The organism is Peterkaempfera griseoplana (assembly GCF_001418575.1).
Lineage (GTDB): Bacteria > Actinomycetota > Actinomycetes > Streptomycetales > Streptomycetaceae > Peterkaempfera > Peterkaempfera griseoplana.
This window is the reverse complement of the sequence record NZ_LIQR01000299.1, coordinates 20,909-35,469: the sequence shown is the minus strand read 5'-3', so window position 1 is coordinate 35,469 and position 14,561 is coordinate 20,909. Positions and strand designations below refer to the sequence as shown.

At 69.7% G+C, this 14,561-nt stretch carries 17 protein-coding genes; 6 read left to right on the top strand and 11 right to left on the bottom strand.

All coding sequences use genetic code 11. From position 1 onward, the window contains the following. Positions 1 to 65 precede the first annotated feature (65 nt). Both AOK09_RS22220 and AOK09_RS22215 read right to left on the bottom strand, forming a co-directional pair. The gene (locus AOK09_RS22220) at positions 66 to 911 is read right to left on the bottom strand and encodes an NAD(P)-dependent oxidoreductase (RefSeq protein ID WP_055588986.1); all 846 of its coding nucleotides are present in this window, start codon (positions 909 to 911) and stop codon (positions 66 to 68) included. A 44-nt stretch (positions 912 to 955) separates the two neighbouring features. Then, a complete protein-coding gene (locus AOK09_RS22215; protein ID WP_055588985.1) occupies positions 956 to 1,906 on the bottom strand; it encodes an SDR family NAD(P)-dependent oxidoreductase in 951 nt (316 codons plus the stop codon). A gap of 130 nt (positions 1,907 to 2,036) precedes the next feature. Here AOK09_RS22215 and AOK09_RS22210 point away from each other — a divergent pair, with 130 nt between their 5' ends. Next, a complete protein-coding gene (locus AOK09_RS22210) occupies positions 2,037 to 2,912 on the top strand; it encodes a helix-turn-helix domain-containing protein (RefSeq protein ID WP_055588984.1) in 876 nt (291 codons plus the stop codon). Between the two features lie 250 nt (positions 2,913 to 3,162). Here AOK09_RS22210 and AOK09_RS43740 read toward each other — a convergent pair whose 3' ends face one another. Further along, positions 3,163 to 3,438: an SDR family oxidoreductase gene (locus AOK09_RS43740; protein WP_055588983.1), complete on the bottom strand. Its 276-nt coding sequence runs from the start codon at positions 3,436 to 3,438 to the stop codon at positions 3,163 to 3,165. Further along, positions 3,426 to 3,785 carry a winged helix-turn-helix transcriptional regulator gene (locus tag AOK09_RS22200; protein WP_055588982.1) on the bottom strand — a complete coding sequence of 120 codons (360 nt, stop codon included), beginning with the start codon at positions 3,783 to 3,785 and terminating at the stop codon, positions 3,426 to 3,428. Before AOK09_RS22200 ends, AOK09_RS43740 begins: the two co-directional genes overlap by 13 nt. 145 nt (positions 3,786 to 3,930) lie before the next feature. Here AOK09_RS22200 and AOK09_RS22195 point away from each other — a divergent pair, with 145 nt between their 5' ends. Next, positions 3,931 to 4,581, top strand: coding sequence for an FMN-dependent NADH-azoreductase (locus AOK09_RS22195; protein ID WP_055588981.1), 651 nt, complete (start codon positions 3,931 to 3,933; stop codon positions 4,579 to 4,581). Between the two features lie 306 nt (positions 4,582 to 4,887). Here the strand turns inward: AOK09_RS22195 and AOK09_RS22190 are convergent, their stop codons facing one another. Beyond that, positions 4,888 to 5,256 carry a winged helix-turn-helix transcriptional regulator gene (locus AOK09_RS22190; RefSeq protein WP_245687418.1) on the bottom strand — a complete coding sequence of 123 codons (369 nt, stop codon included), beginning with the start codon at positions 5,254 to 5,256 and terminating at the stop codon, positions 4,888 to 4,890. 82 nt (positions 5,257 to 5,338) lie between these two features. Between AOK09_RS22190 and AOK09_RS22185 the strand changes: the two genes are divergently transcribed. Both AOK09_RS22185 and AOK09_RS22180 read left to right on the top strand, forming a co-directional pair. Next, positions 5,339 to 6,238, top strand: coding sequence for an LLM class flavin-dependent oxidoreductase (locus AOK09_RS22185; protein ID WP_055588980.1), 900 nt, complete (start codon positions 5,339 to 5,341; stop codon positions 6,236 to 6,238). Beyond that, complete coding sequence (locus AOK09_RS22180; RefSeq protein ID WP_055588979.1) at positions 6,235 to 7,545, top strand: FAD-binding oxidoreductase; 1,311 nt, start codon at positions 6,235 to 6,237, stop codon at positions 7,543 to 7,545. The genes AOK09_RS22185 and AOK09_RS22180 overlap by 4 nt, the downstream gene beginning before the upstream one ends. Before the next feature lie 163 nt (positions 7,546 to 7,708). Here the strand turns inward: AOK09_RS22180 and AOK09_RS22175 are convergent, their stop codons facing one another. From AOK09_RS22175 to AOK09_RS22165, 3 genes are all read right to left on the bottom strand, one after another. Beyond that, positions 7,709 to 8,314, bottom strand: a complete 606-nt coding sequence (locus tag AOK09_RS22175; RefSeq protein WP_055588991.1) for a class I SAM-dependent methyltransferase — start codon at positions 8,312 to 8,314, stop codon at positions 7,709 to 7,711. A gap of 224 nt (positions 8,315 to 8,538) precedes the next feature. Beyond that, positions 8,539 to 9,570, bottom strand: a complete 1,032-nt coding sequence (locus AOK09_RS22170) for an MBL fold metallo-hydrolase (protein WP_079063310.1) — start codon at positions 9,568 to 9,570, stop codon at positions 8,539 to 8,541. Positions 9,571 to 9,616: 46 nt separating this feature from the next. Further along, complete coding sequence (locus AOK09_RS22165; RefSeq protein WP_055588978.1) at positions 9,617 to 10,606, bottom strand: serine hydrolase; 990 nt, start codon at positions 10,604 to 10,606, stop codon at positions 9,617 to 9,619. A gap of 84 nt (positions 10,607 to 10,690) precedes the next feature. On the opposite strand from AOK09_RS22165, the gene AOK09_RS22160 reads away from it, so the two are divergent. Then, on the top strand, positions 10,691 to 11,659 hold the full coding sequence (locus AOK09_RS22160) for a LysR family transcriptional regulator (protein WP_245687417.1): 969 nt from the start codon (positions 10,691 to 10,693) through the stop codon (positions 11,657 to 11,659). A 283-nt stretch (positions 11,660 to 11,942) separates the two neighbouring features. Here AOK09_RS22160 and AOK09_RS22155 read toward each other — a convergent pair whose 3' ends face one another. Continuing rightward, complete coding sequence (locus AOK09_RS22155; RefSeq protein ID WP_055588976.1) at positions 11,943 to 12,524, bottom strand: suppressor of fused domain protein; 582 nt, start codon at positions 12,522 to 12,524, stop codon at positions 11,943 to 11,945. Between the two features lie 277 nt (positions 12,525 to 12,801). Next, positions 12,802 to 12,876, bottom strand: coding sequence for a 50S ribosomal protein bL37 (locus AOK09_RS43735; RefSeq protein WP_377273930.1), 75 nt, complete (start codon positions 12,874 to 12,876; stop codon positions 12,802 to 12,804). A gap of 228 nt (positions 12,877 to 13,104) precedes the next feature. Here AOK09_RS43735 and AOK09_RS22150 point away from each other — a divergent pair, with 228 nt between their 5' ends. Continuing rightward, entirely contained in the window at positions 13,105 to 13,413 is a 309-nt protein-coding gene (locus tag AOK09_RS22150; RefSeq protein ID WP_055588975.1) for a hypothetical protein, read from the top strand. Here AOK09_RS22150 and AOK09_RS22145 read toward each other — a convergent pair. Further along, positions 13,394 to 13,753 (bottom strand): hypothetical protein, encoded by a 360-nt coding sequence (locus AOK09_RS22145; protein ID WP_055588974.1) that lies wholly within the window; start codon positions 13,751 to 13,753, stop codon positions 13,394 to 13,396. The genes AOK09_RS22150 and AOK09_RS22145 overlap by 20 nt on opposite strands. Positions 13,754 to 14,561 lie beyond the last annotated feature (808 nt).

The following is a 14,561-nucleotide window of genomic DNA, read 5'->3' as shown; positions in this document are numbered from 1 at the left end:
GTCGGCGCTCTCCCGGCGGCCCGTCCTGGCGCTGCGGACGCATGACCGGTTGCCTCGGGTGGGGCTCAGGCCCTGCTGCGGGCGATCAGTTGGGCGGTCCGGACCAGGCCGGCTGCGCCGGCCGCGCCGCGTGCGAGGACCTCTTCGGGGTGTGCGCCGCGCTCGCGTACGGCCTGGGCGAAGTGCTGCATGTCCTTGCGCATCAGGGGGTGGAGGTGTTCGGCGAGGCCGGGGGTGATGTCCGTGCCGAGGGCGCGCAGTGCCGCGCTGCCGCCGCTGCTCGCGCCGATGATCTCGATCAGCGCGGGCAGGGCGAGACCGACCTGTTCGGCCAGGGTGAGGACGTCTTCCGCGTTCTTCATGTTGGTGATGGTCAATGCGTTGTTGAACAGCTTGGTGAGCTGTCCGCCTCCGACGGGTCCCATCAGCCGCACGGTGTCGCTGAAGGCCGCGAACACCGGGCGTGCGGCTTCGAAGGCGTCGGCGGGCCCGCCGACGAATGTGGTCAGGGTGCGGGCGCGAGCGCCCGGACCGCCGCCGCTGACCGGCGCGTCGAGATAGACCGCGCCTGCGCCGGCGACGCGCGCCGCGACTCGCTCAGCCTCTCCGGGGTCGCCGGTGCCGTGGTTGACGATGATCGTGCCGGGCGCGACGTCCGTCAGGAGGTGCTGGTCGTCGAGCAGGCTCCAGATGTCCGCGTCGTCACGCAGGCAGAGCCCGACAAGGTCTGCGGACGCGCCCAGGCCGGCCACCGTGTCGTGCACCAGGTGCGGTACCGCTGCCACGGCGGACAGCGACTTTGGACGACGCGCCCAGACGTGCAGTTCGAATCCTTGCTCACCTATCGCCTCGGCCATGGGTCCGCCCTGGTCACCGAGCCCGATGAAGCCGACTTTCCTGATGTTCCTCATGCGCCTGCCTCCTTGGTGACGTCCGTCGTGTCGCATGGCCGCGGTCAGCGCAGGATGGCGGTGCCGAGGTCCCACAGGCGCTCGGCGTTCGCGGTGTCGAGTGCGTAGGGTGCCACGCCGGGCACGCCGGGTTCCGTGGGCCGTGAGGTGATCTGCGGTGCTTCGCCGGCGTCTTCGAAGTAGCGGCCACCGATGCCTTCGACCAGCGGGGAGGCGGCGAGGAGGACGGAGGTGGCCGCGCCCTGCTCGACGGTCTTGCGGTAGGGCTCGGGGGTCTTCAGGCCACCGGTGTGCCGCTGGAGGTTGGTGGCGATGGCCCCGGGGTGCAGTGCGTTCGCTCTGATGCCCTCGCTCGACCAGCGCCGGTCGGCCTCGACGGCCAGGAGGACTTCGGCGGTCTTGGACTGGCCGTAGGCGCCCAGAGCGTCGTAGGGGCGGAAGCGGTAGTCGATGTCGTCGAAGACGACCGGTGAGAACAGGTGCCCCATGGAGGAGACGGTCACCACGCGCGCACCGGCGGCGTCGGCGAGTGCGCCGTGCAGGCCCAGGGTGAGGGCGAAGTGCCCCAGGTAGTTGGTGGCGAACTGCTGCTCGTGACCGCGTATGCCCCGTTCCAGTTCGGGGAGCATCATGATCCCGGCGTTGTTGACCAGGATGTGCAGGGGGCCGGCCCAGGCATCGGTGAACGCGTTCACCGAATCGAGGTCCGCCACGTCCACCCGGGCGACGTGGACGGCGTCGTTGCCGGTGCTGGTACGCAGGTCGGCTGCGACCTGTTCTCCGGCGTCGGGACGCCGGACCGCGAGGGTGACGTCGGCACCGGCGGCTGCCAGCGCACGGGCGGTCTCCACTCCGATGCCGGAAGTGGCGCCGGTGATCACGGCACGCCTGCCGGCGAGGTCGACACCGTCGATCACCTCCGAAGCGGTCGAGTGACGGTTGAAGGGGCTGCGGAAGAGTTCAGACACGGGATTTCCCTCGGTCGGGACGTACATGCGGAAGCAGGGCTCTCGTGGGCCGTGCTCTGCCACTGTGCGCCAGCCGCCGCGGGCCGCCCAGGACCGCCTGAGACTGGGACTGGCAGGGCCACCCGGAGGCGGGCGGCGCATGCCTACCCTGGAACGCATGGCACCCATCGGAGATCCGGGCCCCCTGGCCGTGTACCTGCGCGCTCGCAGGCAACTGGTCCAGCCCGCCGCCGTGGGCATTCCCGACACCGGCAACCGGCGCGTCCCCGGTCTGCGCCGGGAGGAAGTCGCCTTCCTCGCCGGCGTCAGCTCCGACTACTACGTACGCCTGGAGCAGGGTCGCGACCGGCACCCCTCCGAACAGGTTCTCGGCAGCATCGCCCAGGCACTGCAGCTGGACGAGGAGGCCACCGTCTACCTGCTCCAGCTCGCCACCTCCCCCAGCACCCGTCGCCGGCGCCCACGCAGACCCGAGAGAGTCGGCGACGGCATCCGCTCCCTGATCGACACATGGCCGCTGACCCCGGCGTACGTCCACGGCACTTATATGGACGTGCTCGCCGCCAATCGCCTGGCCGTCGCGCTCTCACCGTTCAACTCACCAGGCCACAACAGCATCCTTGCTGCCTTCCTGGAACCGGAACTGCGCGCGCTGCATGCCGACTGGGAGGAGATGACCGCCCGGATCGCGCCGTACCTCCGGTCCGTCGCCGGTCCCGACGTCGACGATCCACGCCTCGTCGAGATCGTGGGCGAACTCTCCGTGCGCAGCGAACGCTTCCGCAAGCTCTGGGCGCGGCAGGACGTCAAGCACAAGGCCTCCGGCACCAGCCTGCTGCAACACCCTCAGGTCGGTCCACTGCACCTGCGTTATGAGAAACTGCTGATCCCCGGCGCCGGGGGGCAGACCCTCGTCACCTACCACGCCCTCCCCGGCAGCGACTCGGAAGAACGTCTGCGCCTGCTCGCCGCCCTGGACGACACCACCCCCGGGCGCGCGGACTCCTCGCGCATCACCGCGGAAAGCGCGTAGGAACGTTTCCGGGTAGGTACGTCGGCGGGCCCGGTCCGGGTGACACCGAGCCCGACAACCCCGATGGCCAGGTCAGGCCGGGAACCGGAGCCGCCGCACGCGGACTGGCTGCGGGGCAAGTGCTCTTCGAAGCGCCCTGCCTCAACAGCACTACGGATCGCCGGGATCTGCTCATGTGGATCGGGGCCATCGGTCGTGACCGCGGTCGGCTTGCTCGCGGCGGATGCGTTGCAAGCCGGGGCCGACCGCGCTACCGGGCGGTGAAGCCGCCGCCGACGGTGAGCGCCGCACCGTTGATGAAGGTGCTCTCGTTGCTGAGCAGGAAGGCGGTGAAGGCGGCGACGTCGTCTTCCGCGCCGGCCCGCTCGGTCGGGATCTGCCCGAGGAAGTGTGACGTCCGTCCGCACGAAGCGCCCCCGGCCGCCCGCGGCTTCGATATCTGCGACGGTCGCTTCGCCGCGTGCCTTGTCGCGCGCGCCGACGACCACGGTCGCGCCGGAGCCCGGTGAGGCTCTACTCGGTGCACGGCTGGCTTTCCGGCAAGTGGGTCTCAGCCCACTTACCCAGTTCCCTGAGTGCAGGTTCCAGTGCAGCACCAGCCTGCGTCAGCCGGTAGCACACCCGCAGCGGCGGGCCTTCGTCGACCTCGCGTACCAGGAGACCCGCAGCGCCCAGCTCGGTCAGTCGGTCGGACAGCATGCGCTCGCTGATGCCGGGGACGGCTCTGCGCAGGTCGGCGAAGTAGGCCGGTTGTTCCACGAGCACCGCCACGATCGGCCCGGTCCAGCGCTTTCCCAGCAGCTGGAAGACCCGGGTGATGCCCCCGTCCACTCGCTTGCATGCCGTCTCATCGTGTCTCTGCTCCGCCGCCATGCCCCAAGGGTACCGCCCTCCTCGTACGGAGGTGAGAAAAAGTAAGCTAGTGTGCTATCAATAGTTCAGTACGAAAGGTCAGTGATGGGGCCGGTCATGGAGAGCCCCGCTGCGCCGCAACCTTCGCCTCCGTTGGAGATCATCAGTGGTTACCCTTCTGCACATCGACTCGTCGCTCTCGCCCACCTCCGCATCTGCCTCCCGGGCCGTGACCGGGGCCTTCCGCGCCGCCTGGGAGGAGCAGCATCCGGACGGCAGGGTGATCTACCGGGACCTGTCCGCGGCTCCGGTCCCTCACATCACCGCCGACGCGCACACCGCCGGCCTCTCCGATCCCTCGGAGCACACACCCGAGCAGGCCGCCGCCCTGGCCGAGCGGGTCAAGCTCATCGAGGAGCTCGAGCAGGCCGACGCCGTGCTGATCGGTGCCCCGATGTACAACTACGCAATCCCGTCCACTCTCAAGGCGTGGATCGACAACGTGGTCCTCTACGGCCGCACGGTGGGTGAGTCGTCCACGGTCGCGGGGACCCCTGTCACCGTCGTTGCCAGCCGCGGCGGCTCCTACGAGCCGGGCACGCCGAAGGAGTCGTACGAGTACGTGCGGAACTACCTCACGGCCATCTTCGCCGACACTCTCGGCATGGAGACCACGTTCATCGTTCCGGAGCTCACCATGGCCCCGCACAATCCGGCCATGGCTGAGCTGATCCCCCTGTACCACGCGTCCCGCGAGCGGGCCCTCGCCGACGCGGTGGCCAGGGCCAAGGAACTGGCTGGCCGCCTCGCCGCATAGCTCGCACCCGCACGCTGCAGCCGCAGGCCGTGAGGGCGCCGGTGGTCCTGCCGAGGGGGAGTCGGCGGGGCCACCGGTGGTGTGGGAGCGGTTCCTGGAGCCCCGGAGTCTCGGGGAAGGGGCACCCGGGGATCACCGCGCACCTCACTGCAAGCCCTCGCACCGACAGGTCGGGGTGATCCGGACGGCCCGGTTCCCAGGGCAGTGGGGGAGCGGTGAGAGGACTCGGATTCGGCGGAAGGCACATGGTGGGCCCGTGGAGGGTCTGGGTCTACGCTCCTGGCGTCCGGGCACATGCCGAACCGGCTACCGCACCTGTCGGGCGGGACGCTGAGCGGTCCACTGCGCCAGAGGCTGCAGGGCGCCCAGCAGGGCCTGTCCGTCGCGGCTGAGGCTGTAGCGAATCTGCACGGGAGTGCTGGGAATCACCGTTCGCTCGATGAGGCCTTCGGCCTCGAGCTCCTTCAGGCGCTGAGCGAGCAGCCGGTCGGAGATGCCGTCGATCATGGCCCGGTACTCGCCGAAGCGGCGAGCGCCTTGGGCGGCAGCGGCCAGGATCGATCCTGTCCAGCGGCGTCCGATCAGCTCCAGAGCACCCAGGAAGCTCGGGCAGGAGTCGTCGTGGATCGAGTTGCCCTCGATGCGTGGAGGCTGAGTCCTGATCACCTGCACCACTTCCGATCTCATAGCTGCTTACTAAAATATAGCTCCTTACCTTCGCCTTTTCCAGTGAGGCCGTGCGCTGCACAGTGAGGACATGAACGACTACGGACATCCGCTCTCTTTCGGGCTGAGTCTCGATCCTGCAGCCGAGTCGCTGGGCGGGACACGACGCCTCGCGCGCCTGGCCGAGGACGCCGGCTTGGACTATCTCGCTGTCCAGGACCATCCCTACCAGCCGGGACACCTGGACTCCTGGACTCTGATCGGCAACCTGGCTGCCGACACCAACCGCATCTCGCTCTTCACCGACGTGTCCGACCTGCAGCTGCGGCCGCCCACCATGCTCGCCAAGGTCGCCGCTTCGCTGAGTGTGCTCACCGACGGCCGGATCCAGCTCGGTGTCGGCGGTGGGGCCTTCGCCGACGGCATCGCATCGATGGGTGGCCTGCCGCGGCGCGGCGAGCAGATGGTCGCCTTCACGGAGGAATCGCTCGGGCTCATGCGCGAGGCCTTGGCCGGAGGAGCGGTGCAACTGCAAAGCCCGAATCACTCCGTGTCCGGCTACCGCGCCGGTCCGGTGCCCCCGAAGCCCGTCGAGATCTGGCTCGGCGCCCAGGGACCCAAGATGCTGGCGGTTGCCGGCCGGTCGGCCGACGGGTGGGTCTCCCCGCTCAACATCTACGTCCCGCCGGAGCAGGTGCCCTCGCGCCAGCATCTCATCGACGAAGCAGCCACTGCCGCGGGGCGCACCCCGAAATCCATCCGTCGCATCTACAACGTGATCGGCGTCATCGGAGCCGGCCGGCGCGGCCAAGGGCTCGTCGGTGACGTGCACCAGTGGGTGGACACGCTCACGGAGTGGGCCGTGGTCCTCGGGTTCGACACCTTTGTGTTCTGGCCCGTGGTGAACCCCGAGAGTCAGCTCGCGCTCTTCGCCTCCGAGGTCGTGCCGGCGGTTCGTGAGCGCGTCGAGGCCATAAGGAACGGACGATGACCACAAGCCTCGGCGTGGTGCCCGCCGGCCTTGCCGGCAAGATCATCACTCCCGGAGATCGTCGCTATGCCCTGCTCCGCTCCACCTACACCACCGTGGGCAGACCGGCAGCAGTCGTACTCGCCGAATCCCCCGCCGACGTCGCTGCAGCACTTCGACTGGCACATGAGCAGCATCTCCCGCTGGCCGTCCGCAGCGGCGGACACGGCCTCTCCGGCAGCGGCACGAACAACGCCGGGCTCGTCATCGACCTGAGTGAGATGCGCCGGGTCGACGTTCTCGACCGCGACGCACGCCTGGTGCGGGTGGAGGCGGGCGCGCGCTGGGCCCAGGTCGCCCAGGCGCTCGCCTCGCACGGACTGGCCATCAGCTCCGGCGACCACGGCAACGTCGGCGTCGGCGGCCTCGCCACGGCCGGCGGCGTCGGATGGCTGGTACGGAACTACGGACTCACCATCGACCACATCCGCGCGGTCGAGGTGGTGCTGCCCGACGGTACTCAGGTCCGCGCCGACCCGCAGACCGAGCCCGATCTGCTGTGGGTGATGCGCGGTGCAGGGGCGGGAGCCGGCATCGCTGTGGCCTTCGAGATCGCAGCCACTGAACTCCGCGATGTCGGATTCGCGCAGCTTGTCGCACGCGTGGACCCGGCGGGCAAGACGCTGCAGCGCTGGGATGCCGTCATGGCACAGGCGCCGCGTGAGCTGTCGACCGCAGTGATGCTCTCCTCGCAGGGTGCGTCACCTCTCGCCTTCATCACCGCGGTCGTCGCCTCGGACAGCCGGTCCGGCATCCAGCAGGCACTCCAGCCGCTCCTCGGGATCGGCGAGGTCACGGTCCAGCAGGCCCACATCCTCCCGTACACGGACCTGGTGTCGCCCGCCCACCTGCACCCCAACACCGGACAGATGCCGGGCACCACCACCAACGGACTGCTCACGGACATCACCCCCGACGCGGCCCGCGCACTGCTGACGGCAGCAACCGGATCCGACCCGGTCCTGATCCAGATGCGCTCGCTCGGTGGTGCGGTCAACGACATCGACCCCGGGGCCACTGCCTACACACATCGCCATCAAAGGACGCTCGTCATCGCCACGGTGTTCCCACCGGACGGTCGACAGGCCCTGTCAGGCGCCTGGGAGACCTTGGCCCCTCACACGGACGGGGCGTACGTGAACTTCGAAAGCAATCCGGACGACACGACATTCGCGCGTGCCTACCCGGGGTCCACCGGCGCCCGTGTCGGAGAGCTGTGGAAGCGCTACGACCCCGGCGGCATCCTGCAGCGGCCGTCGCGGGCCTGACCGGAATCCATCCACGACACCCCAGCACACCCACGAAGCGGCGGCCGCGCAACGGTGGGGCGTGTCAGTGATTCCTTGGGCGCTGTCAGGGGAGCTGCTTGTCCGTTGCAGGTTCTGCCGGGCGGCCCAGCGAGGCCGTGCTTTCGGCCGGAACGGGGCCTGCTCAGCGGCGATGGACGCTGACGGCGTAGCCGCCGCCGTCGTAAGGGTCGGCGTCCCAGGTGGCGAAGCGGCCGACGAAGGAGAGGCCGGCCGCGGTGCAGTAGGCGTCGTACTCCGGCAGCGTGATGCTGGGTGGTACCGGCAGGTGAGCCTCATCCAGGCCGAAGCCCGAGACGAGCAAGCCACCTGGGCGCAGGGCTGCGGCCAGGCGACTGACGACCGCGCCCTCGGTACCGGTGGCGAGAAGCGGGAAGATGTTGCCGGCGGCGACCACGAGATCGAAGTCTGCGGCGACATTGACCGCGCCGGGGTCGAATGTCGCCAGGTCGGCCTGGATCCAGGGCAATCCGGGCGCTTCTTTCCGCGCCACCGCCAGCATGGACGCATCAAGATCCACGCCGACACAGTCGTACCCGAGCTCCGCAAGCCGGATCATGACCCGCCCGGTACCACACCCCGCGTCCAGCACCCGGGCTCCAGGGGGCATGAGCGTGGCGCAGAACCGTGCCTCACCGTGCATGTCCCTGCGGGTGCCGGCCAGAGCCGAAAAGCGCGCGGCGTAGTCCTCCCCGGACGTTCCCCCGGTCAGCTCTTCCCAACGGCTCATGACGGCAAGCATAGGTGAGCGGAGCTGCCACTCCGGGTGTGCGGTCCCTGGGAGGGGACGGCACACCCGGAGACGAAGCGGGCACGTTGCCGCCGGGCCGGTCAAGGTCGGTGCGGCTGGGCTCGGGCCGCGGCGGTGATGGGCCTGCTGCCCCAGCGGGGGCCTTTCCCACTGCGGATGCGGGCGTGCTCGCGGCGCCGGGCGGGCGGCACGTCGGGTTTCGTCTACGGGCTTACGGGCCGCATGTCGCCGTCGTACACGGTGCGGTAGTCCGGGACGACGATCCGGCTGGCTGCGGATGCCTTCCCGACCTGGGCGAGGAAGGCGTCGAGATCCATGCCCGGGTCGGGGACGGGGGGATCGCTCAGCGGGAGCTCGAAGTTGTCCCAGTGGACGGGGACGACGACCTCGGGACTGCCCAGTGCGTTCAGCAGTCGGGGCACGTAGCGGTAGGTGGTGCCGCTCTCGGCGGGTACGGCGATCATCGCGAGGTCGGGACTCAGCCCCCGTACCGCCCGCTCGGAGAAGTCGCTGGCTCCCATGAGGAACGCGGAGGGTCCGTGCTCGCCGAGCGTGATCTGGAAGGCCAGGGTGTCGCCCTCCGGCAGATCGGCGATGGTGGTGGGAACCGTCCTGGGCGGGGCGGTCAGCGTGCCCGGGGCGAAGTACGAGCAGTTCTTGTTGCGGCTGTGCAGGCTGGGTACGACCTCGACGGTGATCGTGCCGAGATCCAGCACTTCGCCGCCCTTCACCACGGAGATCTGGCCCGGGTCGACCCCGAGGGCGGTGAGCAGGTGGTACGTGGTCTCGGTGCCGATGACGCGGGCGCCGGTGGTCTTGGCGATGTACGGCACGTCGCTGAGGTGGTCCCAGTGGGAGTGGCTCACCAGCACCACGTCGGGACGGCCGATGTGCGCGTCGACGACCGCAGGGTTCGTCGTCAGCTCTGTCCTCGGATCGAGGCCGCTGTCGTACAGACCGGTGACGAAACGCGTGAGGTAGGGGTCGAAGAGCACGGTGCGGCCGTCCACGTCGATGCGCCAGCCCGAAGTGCCGAGCCAGCGGAAGGAGACGGAGCGGGCGACGGTCCGGTCACCGCCCCGGCCGCGGCCGACGGTCGCGGACGCCGAGGCTGCCGTGGCCGGGATCAACGGGGCTGCCGCACCGAGCACTGCGCCCCGGAGCACCGTACGACGGTCGGGCCCGCGGCCGGAGGTCGGGGCGTGTCTGTCGGAGGCGTGTATGTCCTGGGTCATGACGACAGGAGATCAAGGGACCAAGTGCCCTGTCCAAGACCGAAGTTCAGCCCCGGCGATACGCGAAAGCATATGTGTCCTGGTCACCGGCGCCCCGGAGGGAATCGGCCGCGATCCCGGCGACCCGGCCGATCGCCGCGTCCACCGAGGCGCGGGAGGTGCTCACATCATGGGTGCGCGCGAAGACGGCGATCGCATAGCACGCGCCGTCCGGGTAACGGGCGACGCCCGCCTCCATGTGCAGCCCCGGCAGGGTCCCGGTCTTGGCCGCGACCACGACGTCGTCCGGGAAACCCGACGCCAACCGATGGCGGAAGACCTGCTTGCTCATCAGGTCGCGCACGAACGCACATGCTTCCGGTGGCCCTGCCGCATCGGTCCACACGAGCTGGAGCAGCCGGGTGATCTCCCGGGGTGTGCTGGCCGTGGCGTGGGCGGGGTCGAGCATGGCCAGCCGTCTCTTCCTCTCGTCCGGCAGAGCCGGGTAGCGGACGGCGAACTCCCTCTCGTCGCGCGCTCCGACCTCCGCGAGCATCGACTCCAGCAGGTCCCGCGGGCCGCCCACGATCCGGGTCCGGTCCAGGCCGAGTTCCTTCGCGAGCAGTCTCACGGTGTCCAGTCCCACCCGGTCCAGTAGCAGATCGGCCGCCGAGTTGTCGCTGACGGACATCGTGAAGTAGGCCAGGTCCCGCAACGACAGCTCGAGATCGTCCAGGCATCCGGCGGTGCCCCAGCCGCCGAGTCTGTCGGCCGAGGTCACCCGCACCCGCTGCCTCGGGTCGAGCTGACCGGCCGCGACCTGCCGGGCGAACTCCAGGACCAGCAGGATCTTGAAGATCGAAGCGATGACGACGGCGTCGTCGGCGCCCACGGCGACCTCACCGACACGCTGCTCGCCGTCGGTCGTTCCGGCGACCGGTGTGCGTGCTGCGAGAGGAACGGCGTGCAACTGCCCTCTCGCCCCGACCGCGGTGAAGACCTGCCGGATTCGCTCCTCGGCTGCTGTTCGCGTGGTGGCTGCTACGTCATCGGACACAGACGTTCCCTGTCATCGGGCGGTCGGGCTTCCGGCCGACCGCTCCCTCCCCCTCAAGGCGGCTTCCCCATAAGATCCTCGATTGTGGATCTCTTGCGCCACCTGCGTCTTTTCGTCACCGTCGCCGACGAGCTGCACTTCAGCCGGGCCGCCGAACGGCTCGGCATGGCCCAGCCGCCGCTCAGCCAGGCGATCCGCCGGCTGGAGAAGGAACTGGGGGCCGAGTTGTTCGACCGCTCGCAGCGCGGCGTCCGGCTCAGCGCCGCCGGGGTGGCGCTGCTGGAGGAATCCCACGATCTCCTCGCCCGGGAGAAGCGGCTGCGCACTCTGGCGCGCCGCGCCGCGGACGGCGGCCTCGGCACCCTGCGGGCGGGCGTACCGCCCGACACCACGGCTGCCGTACTGTCCGCGCTGCTCACAGCCTGCGCCGAGCACGTCCCGGAACTCTCCGTCGACCTGCAGGAGGTCACCACGGTGGAGCAGTTGCGGCTGCTGGTCTCCGGGGGCCTGGACGTCGGACTCGTCCACCACCCCGTCGACGCCACCGAAGTGCGGCTCGGCCCCGGCATCTCCCTGGACCTGGGCGTCGTCCTGCCCCGCACCTCACCGCTGGCCCGGTTGCCGGAGGTGGCGCTCAGCGACCTCTCCGGGCACGACCTGGTGCTCTTCCCTCGGGCCCACGCGCCTGGCTGGTACGACCAGATCCTCGACGTGTGCCGTACCGAGGGCTTCATCCCCGGCCGCGTTCGCCATGCCTCCAACCCCGAGTTCCTGCTCGCCCTGGTCACGGCGGGGCACGGGATCGCCTTCGCTCAGGGGTCGGTGGCCCGCAAAGAGCCCCGCGTCGCCTGGTGCCCCCTGGCGGGCCACCTCCTCACGGCGCGCATCAGCGGCGCCTGGCCCATCGGCCGCGGCGCCCACCCGGCCGCGCCCCACTTCGCCCGACTGGCCGCCGACGTCCTGGCCCACCATCACACCGCAGGTCCCCGAGGCGAGGGCACTGCCTCCCCACCGGACGGCACCCCCCGTCCGTGGTCAGTCGTCTACGGCTGACCACCCGTACACCGACCGCACACCCGCGGTCGGCAGCCCGGCCAGCCGACGGCCCGGGTCGGTCTGCTCGACGAGCTTCGAGCCGCCGGGATTCCCGCTCAGCGCGGCCGGGCCTCAGCGATCCGCCAGCTCGTCCTCCGGGCCCCCGCACCTGTCGTCGCCCGCGTGCTCGGCTACCACGACAAGACCATCACCCACTTGGTGGTCGAGGCGCGCGGGACCTGGAGCCGATGCGCGGGCGGCGAGCGAACACCGTCTCCGCTGGGGCCGACATAGCGGGAGATCAGACGACCGATGCCCGGAAAGGATCGGTAGGAATGATCTCTGCCTCGTCGAAGAGCTGTTCCAGCGCTTCGTGGCCGTGATGCCTGCGGAACTCGATCTCGGCTGCCGTCACCGGCAGGACCCACAGGACACGAGCGTGGCCCACAGGCAGCGGGCAGTGCTCGAGGTCCGGCCCGTGGAGATACGGCAGGCTGATCAGCAGGTGGTCGCAGGTCGAACCCGGCACCCACGGTTCACCGATCGGCATGCTGTGCTCCAGGTCGAGCCGATGCCCTCCGCAGTGGTAGTAGGCAATCATCGCCATGAGTTCGACGAACCGCTGGTCGCGGACATGCGCGGTCATGACGAACTCAAGACCGTGACCGTCTCGCTCCGCCACGGCCCAGCACCCTGCCGTCACATAGGCCCAGCTGTCGCTACGGGGGCCGGGACCTGCAACAAGGATGCGCAGGCCGGTGAGCACCTCTCGGCGCTCCGGCCCGAGGTCGCACTCGATGACCTCGACAGGATGCCCTTCGAAGAATTCCCGGACATGCGACTCGACTGCCTCGGCGGCGGCTCTCGCCTTCGTATCGCCCACTGCGCGATCATGTCAGACAGGCCGTCGCCGCCCGCACCTGTTCCCCCGCGTCATGTCGATTCGGCGCCAGCCGCGAATACACGACATGACACCTCTCCATGCGAGACATGCGAGCCCATCAGTCCCAAGGCCGTTTTCAGTGGGCGCCATCACCCGCGGGAGCGAGTGCGGCAGCAGGCCGTGGACCGCTGTTGCGGTGGCGGTTCACGGCCCGGTTCAGGAGCAGGGAGGGAATCTCATCCCTGCTCCGCTGGTCGAGACACCCTGCGTTCGCTTCTCAGGTGTTGGGACGCTTGCCGTGATTGGCGCGCTTCTTGTTGCGGGCGCGCCGCTTGTTGCCCCGCTTCGACATAGGACTCATCTCCTGTTGTCAGGATATGTCATGGAGATTCCAGTCTAGATTTGGGGCGCCGGATTCGCATCGTGGTCCGTCCTGGCCCGCGGTGCCCGGTGCAGCCCGGCGCCCTCCTCTGCGGGCATGGGAGAAGCTCCAGCGCGACGGCGAGATCCCCGCCGGCCACCTGATGCCGATGATCGACCGCGTGCGGCCAGGCAGGGCAAGCTGCTCCGCGCCGAGCCCGTGGCGCAGCAGATGGTGCAGGACCGGGTCCGGCTGCGCGGCGCGTTCATGGACCTGGAGAACGAGTGTGCGACATGGCAGCCAACCGACCCTGACAGCCCCGGCCGGATCGACGCCTCCTGCATCCTCGTGTACGGCCTGATCCCCGAGGCGAACAAGGGCGCGATCGTGCATGCGCCGCTGCCACAGGCCCCGCAGCCGGCCGGTGTGCGTCAGCCGCCGCCCTCAGCGGGGGTGCACGGGCGGAGGATCGCGAGGTGGCGGGTGGGTTCGGCCGTGACCCGCTGCTTCACCGGATTGGGAGTGTGATGATCTCGGGTGTCAAGGCCAGACAGGTGTCGATGAAGTCACGGGCAGCGAGAGGAGTGACAGCGTCGAGGCCGTCGCGACGGGCCTGTTTCTCCAGCAGGGCAAGTCGAACGAAGACCAGGTGGTATTCCGGACGCAGGCCGATCATGTGCAATTGGGGGATCGCCAGTGTCGGGTCCCCCATGTTCAGGTGCACCGCCCACTCACTGGCGGCCTCAACCCCGCGAGTCCGCTCGATTGCAATGAAGCAGATGCGGCAGAGCGCTGCCCAGGCCTCGGTCACTGCTCTGAGGGGTGAGGAGTCGACCATCTCTCGCGATTCCCACAGGTTGGTAATCATGTGGGCGAGGTGTTCACGGGCAGTCGACGAGGCACCTGCAGCTGGCTGCTGGTGCGGCGTTGCTCCCGTCGCGGATCCGACGCCCGGGCTTGAAGGCCCGGGTACGGGTGGTACTGCTGGCTGGGGTACAGGCTCAGACACGTAGTCGAGCCTGTCCCCAGCCGGTCGGTCTCGCCCACGACCTACCGGCGTGATGCGCGGTCCGTCGCTGTTCTCCTCGTCCTCGCCAGCCCGTGGCGTCAAGACCTCGCCACTCGACGGCCCGCCACGCGACGGTGGGCGACGTGGCCCCAAGCCCCCCGCACCCGCGGGCACGCCATCCGACGGTGGGCGACGGGACCCCAAGACCTCACCAGTCAACGGCCCGCCACGCGACGGTGGGCGACGTGGCCCCAAGCCCCCCGCACCCGCGGGCACGCCATCCGACGGCGCACGCCGTGACCCCAAGACCCCACCACCCAGCGGCACGCCACCCGCGGTCGACGTGGGCCGAAGATCGGGGATCCGCGACTGCGCGTTGGTAGCTGCAGCGCGCCCGGCTTGCTGCAGCGCCTCTCGGGCCTCCGCGGCGAACTCGATGGAACCGGCGGGAGTCTCCACCCGCGTCATCCGCGCAACGGCTGCCCGCAACTGGTCGCGGAGAGCCCAAATGACGGCGACCACGACCGTGGGCCACGCCAGGGTTTGGATGTACTTGAGCACCAGCTCGGCAACCTTCACGGGAGCATGCTGGCAGCCGGTCCGCTGCGCCCCGGTGTGGCGCCGGGTTCTGTGACAGATACGCAACATGCCCGTCCGGCCCGGGCGT